At 72.1% G+C, this 16,474-nt stretch carries 15 protein-coding genes and 1 riboswitch; of the genes, 8 read left to right on the forward strand and 7 right to left on the reverse strand.

Translation table 11 applies throughout. The annotated features are described in order from the left end of the window. Window positions 1-110 precede the first annotated feature (110 nt). Window positions 111-1,259, forward strand: coding sequence for a hypothetical protein (locus ACFY3I_RS28370; protein WP_390863724.1), 1,149 nt, complete (start codon window positions 111-113; stop codon window positions 1,257-1,259). Window positions 1,260-1,892: 633 nt separating this feature from the next. On the opposite strand, the gene ACFY3I_RS28375 is transcribed toward ACFY3I_RS28370, so the two are convergent. After that, complete coding sequence (locus tag ACFY3I_RS28375; protein WP_390863726.1) at window positions 1,893-2,225, reverse strand: chorismate mutase; 333 nt, start codon at window positions 2,223-2,225, stop codon at window positions 1,893-1,895. Between the two features lie 320 nt (window positions 2,226-2,545). Between ACFY3I_RS28375 and guaA the strand changes: the two genes are divergently transcribed. After that, window positions 2,546-4,126, forward strand: a complete 1,581-nt coding sequence (gene guaA / locus ACFY3I_RS28380; protein WP_365283845.1) for a glutamine-hydrolyzing GMP synthase — start codon at window positions 2,546-2,548, stop codon at window positions 4,124-4,126. A 6-nt stretch (window positions 4,127-4,132) separates the two neighbouring features. Here guaA and ACFY3I_RS28385 read toward each other — a convergent pair whose 3' ends face one another. Next, a complete protein-coding gene (locus ACFY3I_RS28385) occupies window positions 4,133-4,639 on the reverse strand; it encodes a pyridoxamine 5'-phosphate oxidase family protein (protein WP_365283847.1) in 507 nt (168 codons plus the stop codon). 139 nt (window positions 4,640-4,778) lie between these two features. Here ACFY3I_RS28385 and ACFY3I_RS28390 point away from each other — a divergent pair, with 139 nt between their 5' ends. Further along, window positions 4,779-5,573, forward strand: coding sequence for a class II aldolase/adducin family protein (locus ACFY3I_RS28390; RefSeq protein WP_365283849.1), 795 nt, complete (start codon window positions 4,779-4,781; stop codon window positions 5,571-5,573). 180 nt (window positions 5,574-5,753) lie between these two features. Here the strand turns inward: ACFY3I_RS28390 and ACFY3I_RS28395 are convergent, their stop codons facing one another. Then, a complete protein-coding gene (locus tag ACFY3I_RS28395; protein WP_390863729.1) occupies window positions 5,754-6,641 on the reverse strand; it encodes a DUF4429 domain-containing protein in 888 nt (295 codons plus the stop codon). Between the two features lie 188 nt (window positions 6,642-6,829). On the opposite strand from ACFY3I_RS28395, the gene ACFY3I_RS28400 reads away from it, so the two are divergent. Both ACFY3I_RS28400 and ACFY3I_RS28405 read left to right on the forward strand, forming a co-directional pair. Further along, window positions 6,830-8,107 (forward strand): hypothetical protein, encoded by a 1,278-nt coding sequence (locus tag ACFY3I_RS28400; protein ID WP_390863730.1) that lies wholly within the window; start codon window positions 6,830-6,832, stop codon window positions 8,105-8,107. Between the two features lie 170 nt (window positions 8,108-8,277). Further along, a complete protein-coding gene (locus ACFY3I_RS28405; protein ID WP_365283855.1) occupies window positions 8,278-8,808 on the forward strand; it encodes a DoxX family protein in 531 nt (176 codons plus the stop codon). Window positions 8,809-8,898: 90 nt separating this feature from the next. On the opposite strand, the gene ACFY3I_RS28410 is transcribed toward ACFY3I_RS28405, so the two are convergent. Together ACFY3I_RS28410 and ACFY3I_RS28415 are read right to left on the reverse strand one after the other, a co-directional pair. Further along, window positions 8,899-9,108: a hypothetical protein gene (locus ACFY3I_RS28410; protein WP_365283857.1), complete on the reverse strand. Its 210-nt coding sequence runs from the start codon at window positions 9,106-9,108 to the stop codon at window positions 8,899-8,901. Next, complete coding sequence (locus ACFY3I_RS28415; protein ID WP_390863732.1) at window positions 9,095-10,489, reverse strand: PspC domain-containing protein; 1,395 nt, start codon at window positions 10,487-10,489, stop codon at window positions 9,095-9,097. The genes ACFY3I_RS28410 and ACFY3I_RS28415 overlap by 14 nt, the downstream gene beginning before the upstream one ends. Window positions 10,490-10,692: 203 nt before the next feature. Here ACFY3I_RS28415 and ACFY3I_RS28420 point away from each other — a divergent pair, with 203 nt between their 5' ends. Together ACFY3I_RS28420 and ACFY3I_RS28425 are read left to right on the forward strand one after the other, a co-directional pair. Continuing rightward, window positions 10,693-11,985: a PspC domain-containing protein gene (locus ACFY3I_RS28420; protein WP_365283861.1), complete on the forward strand. Its 1,293-nt coding sequence runs from the start codon at window positions 10,693-10,695 to the stop codon at window positions 11,983-11,985. Further along, window positions 11,982-12,695 carry a response regulator transcription factor gene (locus ACFY3I_RS28425; protein WP_351318292.1) on the forward strand — a complete coding sequence of 238 codons (714 nt, stop codon included), beginning with the start codon at window positions 11,982-11,984 and terminating at the stop codon, window positions 12,693-12,695. Before ACFY3I_RS28420 ends, ACFY3I_RS28425 begins: the two co-directional genes overlap by 4 nt. 105 nt (window positions 12,696-12,800) lie before the next feature. Here ACFY3I_RS28425 and ACFY3I_RS28430 read toward each other — a convergent pair whose 3' ends face one another. After that, window positions 12,801-13,859: an NlpC/P60 family protein gene (locus ACFY3I_RS28430; protein WP_390863734.1), complete on the reverse strand. Its 1,059-nt coding sequence runs from the start codon at window positions 13,857-13,859 to the stop codon at window positions 12,801-12,803. A gap of 447 nt (window positions 13,860-14,306) precedes the next feature. On the opposite strand from ACFY3I_RS28430, the gene ACFY3I_RS28435 reads away from it, so the two are divergent. Continuing rightward, a complete protein-coding gene (locus ACFY3I_RS28435; protein ID WP_390863736.1) occupies window positions 14,307-14,660 on the forward strand; it encodes a hypothetical protein in 354 nt (117 codons plus the stop codon). Window positions 14,661-14,890: 230 nt separating this feature from the next. Here the strand turns inward: ACFY3I_RS28435 and ACFY3I_RS28440 are convergent, their stop codons facing one another. Continuing rightward, entirely contained in the window at window positions 14,891-16,036 is a 1,146-nt protein-coding gene (locus tag ACFY3I_RS28440; protein WP_390863738.1) for an NlpC/P60 family protein, read from the reverse strand. An 8-nt stretch (window positions 16,037-16,044) separates the two neighbouring features. Next, window positions 16,045-16,214, reverse strand: a riboswitch (cyclic di-AMP (ydaO/yuaA leader). Window positions 16,215-16,474: the final 260 nt, after the last annotated feature.

A 16,474-nucleotide genomic window follows, 5' to 3' on the forward strand; every position in this document is an offset into this window, starting at 1 on the left:
CGCCAGGCGGGCGGTGTCGTCGGCGGGGGAGGCCGGTCGCGCTGACCGGCACGTCCACGGCCGGTTCCGGGCTATTGTCGCCCCGTCGAACGGCCGAGCGAGAGAGTGTCATGTCTGACAGACGGTCCGAGAATTCGTCGGGGGACGAGCCGTCGTCGTCCTCCTCCATACCCGACGAGGTGTGGGAGCGGTTCATCCGCGACTCCGAGCGCGACATCCGCAAGTCCGCTCCGAAGGAGCCCTCCGCCCGCGCCCGGCAGGTGGCCGAGCGGCTCAAGGGGCAGCCGGAGCCCGCGGGCTGGCGGACCGGACCGGCGTGGCAGGAGATGAACGGGCGGGCCGCCCGGCGCCGCAAGGTGTGGGCCGTGATCGGTCTGCCGGTGGCGGTCGCCGTAGCCGTCGTGGCGATGCGGCCCTCGCTGATCCCCGGCGACCCGTTCGGCTCGGCGGCCGCCCACACGGACTCCGCCGCCTCGCGGCTTCCCGACGAGACCGCCGCCCCGACCGCGCCGCCGTCCGCGGTCGCCGCCCGGACCCCCACCCTGGCCCACCCGTTCGCGGGCTCCCCGGCCCTGCGCTGGGCCGACGGCGAGGCCGGCATCGTCCTGCCGAAGGCCACCGCGCTCGGCTCGATCCCCAAGGACCGTGTCGAACTGGCCCTCCAGCAGACCAAGAAGCTGCTGGTCGACGCCAACCTCAACCCCGAGGTCGTGGCCGGCGCCCACCCCGACGCCGCCCTCGCCGTGCTCGACCCCAAGCAGCCCCGCATGCTGGAGGAGCTCGACACCGCGCTGCGCCACCCCAGCAAGGCCCACGACCCGCTGTCCCTCTTCAGCCGCTTCGACCCGGAGGACGTGATGCCGGCCGGCAAGGTCGTCAAGACCCGTGGCCGGATCACCTTCGCCAGGGGCAAGTTCGAGGGCGTGGCCGTGCACGCGGACTACACCTTCGTCTACCCGGTCGTCCCCGTCGACGGCTCCGGCGAGGTCACCCGCACCATCGTGCGCCGGGTCATCGACACCGAACTCCCCGATCCCGCGCGCTACCAGGTCACCCCCGGCCGCCTGACCCTCGTGAGCTACAACGAGGACGCCGGCAACTCGGCCTGCGACATCGACGACGGTTTCCTGCACCCGCAGTTCCCGTCCCAGGCGCCCACCGGCAGCGCCGCACCGAGCGGTCCGTCGGTCGACCCATACGACCGCAGCCGCAAGATCGGCGACGGGCCGGAGGGGTGCGGCAGGGTGAGCCGCACCTAGTCACTCACTCACTCACTCGCCCGCACGCCCGCTCCCGGGGACAGGCGAAGGGCCCCGCGGGACGGAGCCGCGGGGCCCTTCTTTCGTCAGCACCGACGTCAGGGCAGCGTCGGTGCCTGGGAGCGGCGCCGGGGGGTTGCGCCGCTGGTCTCTGTGCCCTGTGCCACCGTCCATGCTTCCGGTCGGGCGCCCCGGCGCACTCGGGGCGTACGGGCGGGTCCCGGCCTTCGACGGACGGTCGGCACACGGTAATTCCGTTGCCTGAACTGGGACTTGGGAGCTCGTGAAGGCTGTGGGGGCCCTCCAGGCATCGTGCTGGATGCACGGGGCCTCCGCAACCGTTTGACCCAGCCCTTATGCATTTTTGCAATTTTCCGCCGGTCGGCCCCGGGCGTCCCCGGAGCCGGCCGTCTCAGGTGTGACCGGGCTGCTGTCCCCTGCCGTCCGGTCACGTGACTGGAGCGAGGTCCCACGGCGCACGGCACGATCCGCACGCCTCATCGCTCCAGTGAGCCACGCGTGGTTCCTTCGGGCCCGCCCCTGGCTGGCACGGACACCCCACCAACGAAGCGGTTCGTGTCCCGGTCACGCGCCGTACGGGTGAGAAGGCCCCGAACTCAGATCCACCCGAACTCAGATCCGCCCGCGGCACAGTTCGAGGAGGGTCATGGCCAGCGCGGTGCCCGGCCTGCCCAGCGCCTCGTTGTAGTGGGCGAGGACCTCCATCTCCCGGGACAGGTTCACCCGGCGGCCGCCGGAGGAGATCCGGGCCTCCTGGACGACGGCGGAGACCGCCGTCCGTTCCTGGATCAGACCGATGATCCGGTCGTCGAGCGCGTCGATGCGCTCCCGCGCGCCGGTGATCACACCGGCGGCCTCGGGGGTACGCGCGCCGGTCCTCTCGGCGGTGGTCCGGTCGGCGGTGGTCCGGTCGGTACCGGTCTTCTCGGTGGGGCTGACGGTCATGTCGGGGCTCCTGGTTCTCGTCGTCCGCGTCGTCGGCGTCGTCGGCGTCGTCCGTGGAGGGGAGGCCCCGGGCGGGCACGGTCCGGAGAAACAGCAGGCGCCCCGGACCTTGTCGGCCCGGGGCGCCTGGGGAAGTCGCTCGTCAGTTGCTCAAGCGGCACGACCACGGCAGCCGGCGGGCCGGTTGCCATAGGTAAACGTGTAGGTCGTCTGCGTGAGCATGCGGGCGAGTATGCCACAGCACCTCGTCGGGGTGCCGCCCGCCCGCCCCGTTAGAATCGGTAACCACAGACCCCCGCCCCACCGCCGGAAGGCACCCCGTGTCATCAGCGACTCCCGCTGCCGCCACCCCCGACACCGTCCTGGTCGTCGACTTCGGCGCGCAGTACGCCCAGCTCATCGCCCGCCGCGTCCGCGAGGCCCGGGTCTACAGCGAGATCGTGCCCAGCACCATGCCGGTCGCCGAGATGCTCGCGAAGAACCCGGCGGCGATCATCCTCTCCGGCGGCCCCTCGTCCGTGTACGAGGAGGGCGCCCCCCGCCTGGACCGCGCGCTCTTCGAGGCCGGCGTCCCGGTCTTCGGCATGTGCTACGGCTTCCAGCTGATGGCCCAGGTCCTCGGCGGCACGGTCGACAACACCGGCGCCCGCGAGTACGGCCGCACCGACCTGCGCGTCTCCAGGACGTCGTCCACCCTCTTCGAGGGCACCCCGGGCGAGCAGCACGTGTGGATGTCGCACGGCGACGCCTGCTCCGCCGCCCCCGAGGGCTTCACCGTCACCGCGGCCACGGACGTCGTCCCGGTCGCCGCCTTCGAGAACGACGAGAAGAAGCTCTACGGCGTCCAGTACCACCCCGAGGTCATGCACTCCACGCACGGCCAGCAGGTCCTGGAGCACTTCCTGTACCGGGGCGCGGGCCTCACCCCGTCCTGGACCACCGGCAACGTGATCGAGGAGCAGGTCGCCCTCATCCGCGAGCAGGTCGGCGACAAGCGCGCCATCTGCGGCCTGTCCGGCGGTGTGGACTCCGCGGTGGCCGCCGCGCTCGTCGCGCGCGCCATCGGTGACCAGCTGACCTGCGTGTACGTCGACCACGGCCTGATGCGCAAGGGCGAGACCGAGCAGGTCGAGAAGGACTTCGTGGCCGCGACCGGCGTCAAGCTGGTGGTCGTCGACGCCGAGGAGCGGTTCCTGACCGCGCTCAAGGGGGTCAGCGACCCCGAGGAGAAGCGGAAGATCATCGGCCGCGAGTTCATCCGCGTCTTCGAGCAGGCGCAGGCCGAGATCATCGCCGACGCCGGCCCGGCGGTCGAGTTCCTGGTCCAGGGCACCCTGTACCCGGACGTGGTCGAGTCCGGCGGCGGCACCGGCACCGCGAACATCAAGTCCCACCACAACGTCGGCGGTCTCCCCGAGGACCTGGAGTTCCAGCTCGTCGAGCCGCTGCGCAAGCTGTTCAAGGACGAGGTCCGGATGGTCGGCCAGGAGCTCGGCCTGCCGGAGGAGATCGTCCAGCGCCAGCCGTTCCCCGGCCCCGGCCTCGGCATCCGGATCGTCGGCGAGGTCACCAAGGAGCGGCTCGACCTGCTCCGGGACGCCGACGCCATCGCCCGCGAGGAGCTGACGGCGGCCGGCCTGGACCGGGACATCTGGCAGTGCCCCGTGGTCCTGCTCGCGGACGTCCGCTCGGTCGGCGTCCAGGGCGACGGCCGCACCTACGGACACCCGATCGTGCTGCGGCCGGTGTCCTCCGAGGACGCCATGACGGCCGACTGGTCGCGCCTGCCCTACGACGTCCTCGCGAAGATCTCCACCCGGATCACCAACGAGGTCCGTGACGTCAACCGGGTCGTCCTCGACGTCACCTCGAAGCCGCCGGGCACCATCGAGTGGGAGTAGCGGGCCCTACGTGCGCTTGACCGTGCGCACGGGCTCACCGGGCCGCCAGGCCTCGACGACCAGGTAGGTGTCGTCCTCGACGCGGGTCCGCACGACCTCCGTCAGCTCGGTACGGAAGAGGTGGAACGGCCCCTCGGGGACCACCACCTCTTCCGTGAACCTCCCCTTCACCGCCGCGTCCGCCACCTCGTACGCCCGGCCGCCGATCCGGACGTCCCCGCCGCCCATGCCGGTGCCGTCCCCGGGGTTGGCCTGGAGGGCGAACCTCGGATCGCGCAGCAGGTCCAGGGCCTTCACCGAGTCCGGCATCATGCCGAGCCAGAGCTCGCCGTCGAGGAACCGGATCTCCAGGCCCGAGGTGCGGGGGGAGCCGTCCTTGCGGAGCGTGGCCAGGACGTGATGGGTGTGGGTGGCGAAGCGGGCCTCGACGGTCCTGGCCAGGTCGGGCGCGGCCGCGGCGAAGTCGGCCCAACGGGCGGCGGGCGTTCCGGTTGCGGGGGTTGTGCGTGTCATGCGAGCCAGTCTGCTGCCGATACCCGACATCTTCTGTCGTGATTTGCTCGCGGGCGTCATCTTTACAGAACAGCTCTGTTTTCCTGCGCTGACCGACGGTAACTTCCGCCCGTAACACAAACCCAGTGCTGGAGGACCTATGCACGGGCCGACTCCGCCCCTGCCGCTGCCCACCGATCAGCTCCGGTTCGCGATGCCGCCGATGCACGACTCGCTCGACGACGAGCGCCGGCATCGCAAGGAGCGGCTCGCGGGCGCGCTGCGGATCTTCGGCCGGGCCGGATTCGAGGACGGGGTGTCCGGGCACATCACCGCCCGCGACCCGGAGTACTCGAACTGCTTCTGGGTCAACCCGTTCGGCATGCCGTTCCGGCACGTCACCGTCAGCGACCTGGTCCTGGCCAACCAGGACGGACAGGTGATCGAGGGCCGCTACCACGTCAACCAGGCCGCGTTCACCGTCCACGCCCAGGTGCACGCGGCCCGCCCGGACGTCGTCGCCGTCGCCCACTGCCACTCCGTGCACGGCCGCGCCCTGTCCGCCCTCGGCGACCTGCTCGACCCGATCAGCCAGGAGAGCTGCGCCTTCTACGAGGACCACGCCCTCTACGACACGTACACCGGGGTCGCCGTCGACGCCGAGGAGGGCCGCCGGATCGCCGGTGCCCTCGACTCCCACAAGGCGCTGGTGCTGCGCAACCACGGGCTGCTGACCGTCGGCGACTCGGTGGACGCGGCCGCCTGGTGGTTCATGTCGATGGAGAAGTCCGCACAGGTCCAGCTGACCGCGAAGGCGGCCGGCCGGCCGCTGCTCATCGACCACAAACTCGCCGTCGCCACCCGCGAACAGCTCGGCGGCGACCTGGTGGCCTGGATCAACTACCAGCCCCTGTGGCAGGACATCAGCCGCGCCGAACCGGACCTGCTCAGCTAGGGCGTGTTGCGAAAGTCCCGTCGTTCGCCCGAAGGGCGGGCCGCGCGGCGTCAGGTGCGTGCTCTCGGCGTGCCGGGCGGAAGCTCTCGTACTGGATGTACTTGGGCTTTCGCCCGGTGCGGCGAGAGTGCGTGCATGGCGTCGCGCGGCAGGCGGGACTCTCGCAACACGCCCTAGTGCTCAGAAGCTCCTGAGCACGGCCGCCTTCGTCAGCGTGAACTCCTCGTCCGTGAGCACCCCGCCCCGGTGCAGCTCGCCCAGCTCCCGGAGCCTGCTCAGCAGCATGTCGTGATGGCCGGCCGACGGGTGCGGCACGGCCGTCCGCACCGGGTCCCCGTCGCTGCGACCGGCGCCCGCCCGGCCCGAGGGATGCGGCAACCTGGCCGTGACCGCGGCCGCCACCAGCGCCGTCAGCAGATCGCGGCGGACGCTTCCCCACAGGTCCAGGGTGTAGGGGTCGCGCTCGGCCGGCAGCTTCGAGAACACCGTCTCCCGGGTCACGAACCGCAGGAATCCCTCCCCGCGGCCCGAGTTGGGCAGCCACTCCACCCGCACCAGGTCGCCGACGCCGATCATCCGCGGCCCGGTCGCCCGCTTGACCCGGTCGGAGGTGTCCGCCCAGTCGATCCGCACCTGCGCGCCGTCGAACGACACCGTGCCGTCCGACGACCGCACCGACACCGGCACCGGCGGCCCCGGCAGCAGGTACGCCGTCGTCGGCCCGGTCGGAACCTGGTCCAGCAGCAGCGACTGCCGGATCTCCGCCACGACGTACTCCGCCACCCCGGACCGGTCCGCGTCCACCGTGAGCCGGTACGGATCCGCCGCGTCCGGCAGCCGCCCGCCCGTGGCCTGCAGCAACGGATCCGCGCCCTCGCGCAGCCGCAGCCGCAGCCGCCCACGCCTGCGCTCCGGCTCGTACTCCACCCCCGACACCGCCTCCAGCGGTACGGCGATCTCGCCGTAGGTCTGCCGGAACAGCGGGACGGAGCGGTGGCGTCCCGGCGTGATCCGGACCGTACTGCCGTCGAAGGCCCAGGTCCCGTCCCGCTGGATGATCTCGGCCATGGGGGAATTCTCGCAGCCAGGTCAACCTGTCGGCCGTATCTTCACCCGCCGTGACCGCCCTGCTGAACGCGAACAGCGTGGCGTAGGGCACAATTCGCTGTCGACACAAGGGAGTTGCACGGCGTAGTCCGGCCCCGCGGAGGGCCCTGCGCGTCGTGCCCCGGGCGTGGGGAAGGCAGGCGTCGGGCGTGGCGGTGCAGGAGGCGAGGCAGGGGGCCGGTTCCGGCGTCCACGGGGGCGGGTGCGCCTGCGGGGACTGCCCGCACGGGGCGCGCGAGGGGCACCGGCGGGCGGTGGCCGAATTCCTCCTCAAACGCGAGGAGTTCGCGGCCGGCCAGGGGCTGCCCGCGGCGGTGGCCCACTCCGCCTCCGCCTCTCGCCAGTGGGTCTCCGAGGAACTCTCCCAGTCCGCCGAGTTGGTGGCCGAACGCGGCCGCGCCGAGGGCGAGGCCTGGCTGGCCCGGCTCTGGCTGCGCACCGTGGTCACGGTCTGGGCGGTCGTCGTCGTCATGCTGCTCGTCCAGTCCCTCACCGCGATCGGGGCCGGCTGGACCAGCGCCCGGACCGCCGGACTGGTCGCCGCCGTGGCCGTGGCCCTCGCGCTGACCGCCGGTTCCTGGTTCCACCGCTCGCGCGGCGGGGTGCTCGCCCCCGTGATCGGCGAGGACAACCGCATGTCCACCTCCCGCACCGTGGCCGCCTCCTGGGTCCTCTTCGTCGCCTACGCCGTGCTCGTCCTGGCCGGCCGCCTGGCCGTCGCCTCCTCTCCCGCCGACCGGGACGCCCTGATCTCCGGTCTCGACCTCGCCCGCGGCGCCGGAGTGGTCACCGTCCTCGCCGTGGTCTGCGGCATCGCCGTCCTGGTGCGCCGGGTGGTCGGCCTGCGCATCCTCGGCCAGCGGCTGCAGAAGGTGCCCGCCCACCGCCCCCGCGCCGCCGACCTGCTCACCGACGACTCCGGCCGGGGCACCTTCGCCGACATCCAGTACGCCGTGATCAGCGCCGTCGCCCTGGTCTTCGCCGCCGTGCGCCTGGCGCGCCGCCCCGACCAACTTCCCGACCTGCCCTGGGGGCTCGCGACGGTCGTCCTGATCTCCGCCGCGACCTACCTGGCCGGCAAGTACGCCGAGGGCGGCCGCCCCGTCATCCTCTCCGTGGTCCGCGCCCGCGAGGCCGGCGACCTGGACGCGCCCGTCCGGACCGGCGACGACATCGAGATCCGCGGCTCCGGCTTCGTCCCGCCCGGCGCGCAGACCGCCGACCGCCTCGCCCGCATGGTCGTCCGTGTCGGACCGGTCAACGTCCACGTCCCCCTGGTCCCGGTCACCGGCGGCTTCAGCAACCCCACCGACAGCGTCCTCACCGTCCCGGTACCCGCCGAGGTGGAGCCCGGCTCGGTGGAGGTGCAGGTGGTGACGGCGGCCGGGGCCGCCACCAACCGGTACGTGGTCGAGGTGACCGAGTAGACCCGGCAGGCGCGCGGGTGGGGGAGCGGCCCCGGACGGGTGTCCGAGCGGGTGACGAGGACGGCCGAAATTCGGAAAATCGTACGGAGAAGGATTGAGCCGGTCGCCGTTGTCGTACGTATGGTCTGTTGAGGGGCCTTGGGTACAGCGGCGAGAGGCGGACAGTGACGATGACTCACGGTATTCGTACGGACACGCACCCCCCGTATCTCGACGGCGATCGCGGTCTGCGGGAAACCGCCACCCGATACGCCCTCCTTCCTTTGCGGATCTTCCTGGGTGTCACATTCATCTACGCGGGCCTGGACAAGCTGACCAGCAGTGAGTTCCTGAAGTCCGGCGGCTCCGGCTCGATCGGCGACACCATGCGTGCCGTCCGTGACTCCGCCGCGATCCCGGCCCTGGTCGACCTGGCCCTGAAGAACCCGGTCGGTTTCGGCACCGCGATCGCCATCGGCGAGGTCGCGGTCGGCCTCGGCACGCTCTTCGGGCTGCTGGCCCGCGTGGCCGCCCTCGGCGGTGCGCTGATCTCGCTCAGCCTCTGGCTGACCATCAGCTGGGCCAACTCTCCGTACTACTACGGCAACGACCTCGCCTACCTGATGGCCTGGCTGCCCCTGGTGCTGGCCGGCGCCCCGTACCTCTCCCTGGACGCGATGCTGCACGCCAGACGCCGGCAGAGGTCCGGCGGCCTGCGCTAGTGCTGTGACCGGAAAGGTCTGCCGGAGAGCCACCGGGCGTCGCGAGCCGGTGAACCTTTCCGGTCGCAGCGCCCGCTCCCGGGTTCCCCGTCAGCTGTCCGGTGCGCGGCGGCGCCTGCGTATCGCCCGGGTCAGGGCGGCGGTCACGCCTGCCAGGAAGAGGCCGACCACCGTCAGGGGGATGGCCGCGAACCACTCGGTCGTCCACAGGCCCCCCGCGTCACCGGCGTAGGCGACGCCCGTCGCCGTCAGGAAGACGCCCACCACCAGCCGTCCGGGCTGGAACTCATGCCGCAGCACGGCTCACCTCCACCTGTCCCGCGCCGACCTGGAGATCCAGGTCCAGCGTGCCCGTCTTCTGCGCGGCGCCGGCCGGTCGCAGCGTCACGTCCTGGTGCTTGCCCGGCGCCACGTCCACGTCCTTCTTGTCGTCACCGGGCAACTGGATGTCGCCCACCCCCACGTCGATGCTCATCCGCACCGTCACCCCCGCCGGCACGACGATCTTCAGCCGGCCCGCGCCCACCTGGGCGGACGTCGTCACCGTGTGCCCTGCGGCGATGCGTATGTGCCTCAGGTCCAGGGTGGCGACACCGGTACCCAGGTCGTACTTGCCGCTCACCTGGGCCGCCGTCGCCGGAGTCCAGGACTCGCGCGTCCAGTGGGTGCTGATGTCCGACGGCAGGGCCGTCGACGCCGCCAGCAGGGCCGCCGTGACGAGCGCCAGGAACAGCGAGCCCGCCCCCGTGCGCCCCAGGAACGAACTGAGCGCCGTGCCCAGCCCGAACACGATCAGCGCGGCGGCCAGACCGGCCTGGAGGCTGGTGCCCAGCGGGTGCGTGTCCCAGGCCAGACCGGTGCCCAGGCCGCCTGCCAGCAGGGCGAACAGGAAGATCCAGCCGCCGATCCAGCGAGGTCCGCGCGGACCACGCGGTCTCGGGGGAGTGCCCTGCCGGCCGCTGGTGTCCTGGCCGTGCACCCACGGGGTGCTCAGCCGGAAGTCGAGGCCCGGGGCCGCCCGCCCACGGGCCTCGGCGGGACCCCAGAGGTAGCCGGTGCCCCCGACGTGCGTGCCGTCCTTGACGATCGGGTCGCGCCACCACGAGGGGTAGGTGATCGAGATCGGCGGCGCCTGGGCCTCCGGAGGGGCGTCGGCGACCGTCTGGGCGGCCAGCGGATCGGGATCCGGGGCGCCCCGGCGCCGCGACCAGTACCCGGCGCCCGCCAGCAGGACGGAGAGGACGACGGCGAACGCCAGCACCCCGCCGTTCCTGATCATCGTCAGCAGGACACCGCAGCCGACCAGCGCGAACAGCACGGCCGCCAGGGCCTGCCCGTCGACCCGGCCGGTCAGCAGCTTGCGCACCTCGTTCTCCTCGTCGTCCTCGTAGGGAACGAAGAGCCAGGCGAAGCCGTAGAAGAGAAGACCGATACCGCCGGTCGCCGCCAGCACGGCCAGGGTGATGCGGAAGATCACCGGGTCCAGGTCGGTGTGACGCCCGAGACCCGCGCACACGCCCGCGATCATCTTGTGGCGGCGGTCGCGCCGGAACCGGGGGAGTTCCTCCGTCCCGGCCGTCTCCGCCGCGGCGGGCGCGGCATCCGACGGCCCGGGGCCCGGTGCGGGCCGCGGGCCGGGGCCGGGTCCCGGACCCGTCGCGGCGTGCTCGTGATCAGTCATGAGTCAATGGTGACGGGCGAGCCGCCGCAACGGCAGTCGGGATGACCCTGGCCCAACCCTGAAATCGGCCCCGAGGCCGCGCCGGGAAGCGTTCGAACGGCGCCGCGGCGACGGACTCCGGCCACCGCGAGGCCGAAGATCAGGGGAGTATCCGGGGCCGACCCTGATGCCCCGGGGACCGGTGGCGTGTGAACATCGATGGCATGCCGGAAGCCGCAGCAGTGCCCCTCGACGACCCGCGGCCGCCGCGCAAGCTCTACCGCAGCAGCGACGGCCGTTGGCTCGGTGGGGTGGCGCGGGGCCTCGCCGGGCACCTCGGCCTGCCCGTCGTATGGGTGCGGCTCGTGTTCGTCGGCCTGTTCATGGCCAACGGCCTCGGCGCGCTGCTGTACGCCGCGTTCTGGTTCTTCGTGCCCCTCGGCCTCGGCGGGGTCGGCGGTCAGAAACCGCCCTCCCTGGTCACCGCCGAGACCTCGGCAGACGGCCGCCGCAGACTCGTCGCCCGCAGACCCGACAGGGGCCAGATCGTCGCGTTGCTCCTCATGGTCGTCGTGTCCATGGTCTTCGTGGGCAGCGTCAACCTCACGAGCGGCGCCAAGGCCTATCTCCTCCCGGCGGTCCTCGTCGCCGCCGGTGTGGCACTCGTCTGGCGTCAGGCGGACAACGCCCGCCGGGCCCGCTGGGTCGAGGTCGGCAGCCGGCGCCGCACGCTCTCGCTGCTGCGCGCGGGCGTCGGCGTCCTGCTCGTCACCGCGGGTGTCTCGGGCGTCTTCGTCATGCAGGGCTCCGCCGCGCACATCGGGGCGGTGCTCCAGGCCTCCCTCGCCGTGCTCGTCGGCATCACACTGCTCGCCGGCCCGTATCTCGTGCGCATGACCCAGGACCTCTCCGAGGAGCGGCTGATGCGGATCCGCGCCCAGGAGCGCGCCGAGGTCGCCGCCCACGTCCACGACTCCGTGCTGCACACCCTGACCCTGATCCAGCGCAACGCGGAGAACGCGAACGAGGTGCGCCGCCTCGCCCGTGCCCAGGAGCGCGACCTGCGCACCTGGCTCTACAAGCCCGAGGGCACCGGCAAGGAGGAGGCCGACGAGCCAGCGACGCTCGCCGAGGCGGTCCGGCGCAATGCCGCGGAGGTCGAGGACAAGCACGGCGTGCCCATCGAGGTGGTGGTGGTCGGCGACTGCCCGCTCGACGAGCGGACGGGCGCGCAGATGCAGGCCGCGCGTGAGGCCATGGTGAACGCCGCCAAGTACGGTGGCGAGGGCGGCGCCGTCCAGGTCTACGCCGAGGCCGAGGGCAGGACGGTCTTCGTGTCCGTGCGCGACCGCGGTCCGGGCTTCGACCTCGAATCGATACCCGACGACCGCATGGGTGTCAGAGAATCGATCATCGGCCGCATGGAGCGCCACGGCGGCACCGCACGGCTGCGGTCCGTGCCGGGCGGCGGCACGGAGGTCGAGCTGGAGATGGAGAGGGCGGAGAACACGTCATGAGCGACGCGACCGAGGCGAACGGCCCGGCGGAGGGCACGGAGAAGGCCGGGCGTCGGGTGCGCGTGGTCCTCGTCGACGACCACCGGATGTTCCGTACCGGAGTACAGGCCGAGATCGGCCAGACCGAGCAGACCGGGGTCGAGGTGGTCGGGGAGGCGGCCGACGTCGACCAGGCGGTCTCGGTGATCACCGCGACCCGGCCCGAGGTGGTGCTCCTCGACGTGCACCTGCCCGGCGGCGGCGGAGTCGAAGTGCTGCGCCGGTGCGCTCCCTTGGCCGCGGATGCCGAACGGCCGGTGCGGTTCCTCGCGCTGTCGGTGTCGGACGCGGCCGAGGACGTGATCGGGGTGATCCGCGGCGGTGCCCGCGGCTATGTCACCAAGACGATCACCGGCACCGACCTGGTCGACTCGATCTTCCGTGTGCAGGAGGGGGACGCCGTCTTCTCCCCCCGGCTGGCCGGGTTCGTCCTGGACGCCTTCGCCTCCACCGACGCCCCGCCGGTCGACGAGGACCTCGACCGCCTCACCCAGCGGGAGCGCGAGGTCCTGCGTCTGATCGCGCGCGGCTACGCCTACAAGGAGATCGCCAAGCAGCTGTTCATCTCCGTCAAGACGGTCGAGTCCCACGTGTCGGCGGTGCTGCGGAAGCTGCAACTGTCCAACCGGCACGAGCTGACCCGCTGGGCGACCGCTCGCCGCCTGGTCTGAGTCGGATCCGGGGGTCCGGGGTCCGGGGTCCGTCGGGGTCCGTGGGGGGTCCGTCGGGGTCCGCCATGGCCGGCGGCGACCCGTCCGCACGGGGGCCGTCGGGGCTCACACCACCCGTGTCGCCCCCGCGAACGGCATCTCGTCGACGGGGGCGATCCGCACCGGCGCCGACGGGTTGGGGGCGTGGATCATCTGGCCGTTGCCGATGTAGATGCCGACGTGGCTGATGCCCGAGTAGAAGAACACCAGGTCGCCGGGCTGGAGTTCGGAGCGGGAGACGCGGCGGCCGGCGTTGATCTGGGCGTAGGTGGTGCGGGGGAGGGAGACGCCGGCGGACCGGTAGGCGGCCTGGGCGAGCCCGGAGCAGTCGAAGGCGTTGGGACCGGTCGCACCCCAGACGTACGGGCTGCCGAGCTTGGAGTAGGCGTACGCCACGGCGGCCGCGGCCCGGGAGTCGGGGGCGGCGACGCTGCCCGGGGCCAGGGTGGCGCGGGTGCCGGAGGCCGAACGGGAGGCGCGCTCGGGAGCGCCGTCCGCGGTGACCGCCGCCCGCTGCCGAGGTGAGAGCCGGTCGAGCAGCCGCCGGGCCTCGTCGAGCTTGCCGGTGACGACGGTCTTCTGCCGCTTCAGCTCGGCCTGCCGGGACCGCAGCGAGGTCAGCTCGACGTGTGCCGCGCCGCGCAACTGCTCGATCTCGCGGAGCTGCCGGCGTACTCGCGCCACCGCGCCGGCCTGCGCGGCGCCGGCCCGTTCGGCGAAGGCGGCGTCGTCCAGGTACCGGTCGGGATCGCTGGAGAGGGCCAGCTGCCACGCCGGGTCGATTCCGCCGGCACGGTACTGCGCGGCCGCGGCCAGCCCGAGCGCGTCCCGCGCGGAGTTGAGCCTGTCCTGCTTGCGGGCGGTCTCGTCCTGGAGCGCCCTGACCCGCCGCTGGGCCGTCTCGGCCTTCTCCTTGGCGCCGTCGTACTTCTCGGTGGCGGCCTCCGCGTCCTGGTACAGCCGGTCCACCCTGGCCTTGACCTGCGCCGGGGTCAGTTGCGGCTCGGCGTGTCCGGTCCCTTCGAAGCCCGTCGCGGTGGCCGCGCCCGCCAAGGCGAGGGTGACGGCCGTGCGGGCCGTACCTCCGCTGAGCGGGCGCTGCCGGGGCTTGCGGTGCTCTGCCACCTGGACTGGTCACGTCCCTTCCGTACGACCGCCACGATGCGGCTTACGCGTCCGGCGGCGGCCCGTACAGGGGGAGCGGACCGCCGCCGGACCTTCTCGGCGGTGGTGTCCGACGGCCGCCCCTGGCCCGGGCGGCGATGGGGAGTCGGTCACCTGGGGGAGGACGCTAGGCCGCGGCGTGTCGGCTCGGTGACGAGATGCTCGGAATTGGTGTGACCGGATCGTTACCTGGCGGTATGTGACCGGGATTCCGGTCCGGAGCCGTCGGCTTCTCGGGGCGGGATGACCGAAGCGGCGGTTCCGGGGTGTGCGGGATGCGCCGAGTGCTATGGGGTGCATATATGCGAAGCCGTGCGCCTCCGCGACGCCGTGCCCGGCACCCGGCGGGTGGCCGAGGGAGGGGCCGGTGCCCGGCGCCCCGGGGGACGCTGATTAGGCTCCGGGGCCATGGGCGTACTCATCCATCTCTTCGTCGGCCTGCACATCATCGGCATCGCCGCGCTCCTCGGCGGTTTCCTCACCCAGATGAAGGCGATGGGCCAGGGCACCGCCCGGTTCGTCCCCGGGATGCTGCACGGCGCGTTCACCATGCTCGCGACCGGCGTGATCCTGGTCGGTCTCAACGAGGCCGACGACCACCACGTCAACACCGTGAAGATCGGCGTGAAGCTCGCGCTGCTGATCGTGATCCTCGGACTGGTCTACGTGAAACGGGACGACGAGAAGGTGGAGAAGGGCGCCTTCGGTCTGGTCGGTGCGCTGACCATGGCGAACATCTTCATCGCCGTGCTGTGGACGTGACCCTCTGACGGCACGGGCTCCGGGTGCGCGACCCGGCGATGCCGGTGGCCGTCGCGGCGGCCCCGGCTGCCGGCGGACACCGCACCCGCCAGGCGCGAAGAGGTGGGATGCGGGACGTGACGCCGATGCCGGGGACCGGCGACCGCCGAACGAACCGGGCACACGCGCGTGCGGCACGAAACACGCACGGGTCCGCGCCTCCAGCCAGCCCGCTCGCTCGGCCCGCTCTCTCAGGCCGGCCGCACCACGCTGTGGATGATCGACTCGCCGCCGTAGTAGATCGACTCCTCCCGGACGTAGGCGCCGGGCTTGGGGGCGTGGATCATCATGCCGTCGCCGATGTAGATGCCGACGTGGGTGACGTCGTCGTAGAAGAAGACCAGGTCGCCGGGGTGGGCGTCGGCGAGGGAGACGGTGGTGCCGGCGTTCACCTGGTCGTAGGTGGTGCGCGGCAGCGAGACGCCCGCGGCCTTCCAGGCGGCCTGGGAGAGGCCGGAGCAGTCGTAGGAGCCGGGGCCGGTGGCACCCCACACGTACGGCTTGCCGATCTGCGCGCGGGCGAATGCGATCGCCTTGGCTGCCTTCGTACCGTACGAGGAAGACGACGAGGACGACGAGGAGTCGCCGGAAGCCGATCCCGAGGACGACGAGCTCTCCTGCCGCTCGGCCGCCGCCTGCCGCTTCGCGAGCTCCGCCGCCTCGCGGGCCGCCTCCGCCTGCTTCTTCCTCTCGATCTCCGCCAGCCGCGCCTTCTCCTGGGCCGTCAGGTCGGAGAGCATCCTCCGCGCGGACGCCAGCTTGTTCTGGACGGTGGTCTTGGCCGTCTTGAGGTCGTCCTGGGTGTCGGTGAGGGTCTCCAGGCTCCTGGCGGCCTCCTGCCGCTTCGCCATCGTCGCGGTCTGCTGGGTGGTGTAGTCGTCGACCGCGTCCTTCTGACGTGAGGTCAGCCGGTTCATCAGCTGCGTCTGGTCGAAGTAGTCCTGCGGGCTGTCCGCGAGCAGGAAGGTCGAGGTGTCCGGTGCGGCGGCCCCGGTCCGGTACTGGGCCGCGGCGAAGGAACCCAGTTCCTCACGTGCCCTGTTGAGCCGGTCCGTGCGCCGGGCGACGTCGTCGAGCAGGGTGTCGACCTGCTTGCGCTGCTTGCCGGTCCGCTCCTTGGCCGCGTTGTACTTCTCGGTCGCCGACTCCGCCTGCCGGTAGAGGGCGTCGACCTTCTTCTCGACCTCCTCCAGGCTCGGCTTGCCGTCCTCGGAGGGGGCGGCGTTGGCCGTCTGCGAGAGCAGCGCCACGGAGGTGAGGGCCGCGGTGGCCAGGGCGGGGGTGCGTATGCCTGCTACGCGCGTTGCGGACGGACGCGACTTGCGGTGCGACGCCAACGGAGGCGACTCCTTCCATGCTCCGCCTACCGGGTTAGCTGTCGGGTTCGGGCGGTTGTTCGGAAGGGTTGCCCTACGGTCCGTTCCCCGGAGGGGAGTCGGGACCGATTCACCCCGGGGTCGGTGGGTCCCCGGTTCCGGATGCGCGGTGGCACCCTGGATTCGGCGGAGGACGTACGGCCCGGCGGGTTCGCCGGTGGGGGTCGTACGGCCTGCTCGGCACGGTAGCCAACTCGTGTGCTCTATGTGAAGTTTGATGTGCGATATGCCCGATACATTTTCGTGACCTCGGTGTTGCGGATCGACGGGGCGGGATGATTTGCGCAGGTTCGCGCCGATATGCCAGTGAGGTTCGGGCGGTCCGGACCCCGGTCGGTGGGCGCGTCCGTGCTCACGATGAGTGATCGCTCCCCGTGAGGGGGCGGTTCTGGTGGGTGA

The sequence above is a fragment of the Streptomyces sp. NPDC001068 genome (genome assembly GCF_042897315.1).
Classification (GTDB): Bacteria; Actinomycetota; Actinomycetes; order Streptomycetales; family Streptomycetaceae; genus Streptomyces.

What these genes read in the sequence shown, in the direction of transcription:
- ACFY3I_RS28405 (WP_365283855.1), top strand. Translation starts at nt 8,278, where the DNA reads ATGACTCACGGTATTCGTACGGACACGCACCCCCCGTATCTCGACGGC.
- ACFY3I_RS28420 (WP_365283861.1), top strand. Translation starts at nt 10,693, where the DNA reads ATGCCGGAAGCCGCAGCAGTGCCCCTCGACGACCCGCGGCCGCCGCGC.
- ACFY3I_RS28385 (WP_365283847.1), bottom strand. Translation starts at nt 4,639, where the DNA reads ATGACACGCACAACCCCCGCAACCGGAACGCCCGCCGCCCGTTGGGCC.
- ACFY3I_RS28370 (WP_390863724.1), top strand. Translation starts at nt 111, where the DNA reads ATGTCTGACAGACGGTCCGAGAATTCGTCGGGGGACGAGCCGTCGTCG.
- ACFY3I_RS28415 (WP_390863732.1), bottom strand. Translation starts at nt 10,489, where the DNA reads ATGACTGATCACGAGCACGCCGCGACGGGTCCGGGACCCGGCCCCGGC.
- ACFY3I_RS28395 (WP_390863729.1), bottom strand. Translation starts at nt 6,641, where the DNA reads ATGGCCGAGATCATCCAGCGGGACGGGACCTGGGCCTTCGACGGCAGT.
- ACFY3I_RS28425 (WP_351318292.1), top strand. Translation starts at nt 11,982, where the DNA reads ATGAGCGACGCGACCGAGGCGAACGGCCCGGCGGAGGGCACGGAGAAG.
- ACFY3I_RS28435 (WP_390863736.1), top strand. Translation starts at nt 14,307, where the DNA reads ATGGGCGTACTCATCCATCTCTTCGTCGGCCTGCACATCATCGGCATC.
- ACFY3I_RS28390 (WP_365283849.1), top strand. Translation starts at nt 4,779, where the DNA reads ATGCACGGGCCGACTCCGCCCCTGCCGCTGCCCACCGATCAGCTCCGG.
- ACFY3I_RS28375 (WP_390863726.1), bottom strand. Translation starts at nt 2,225, where the DNA reads ATGACCGTCAGCCCCACCGAGAAGACCGGTACCGACCGGACCACCGCC.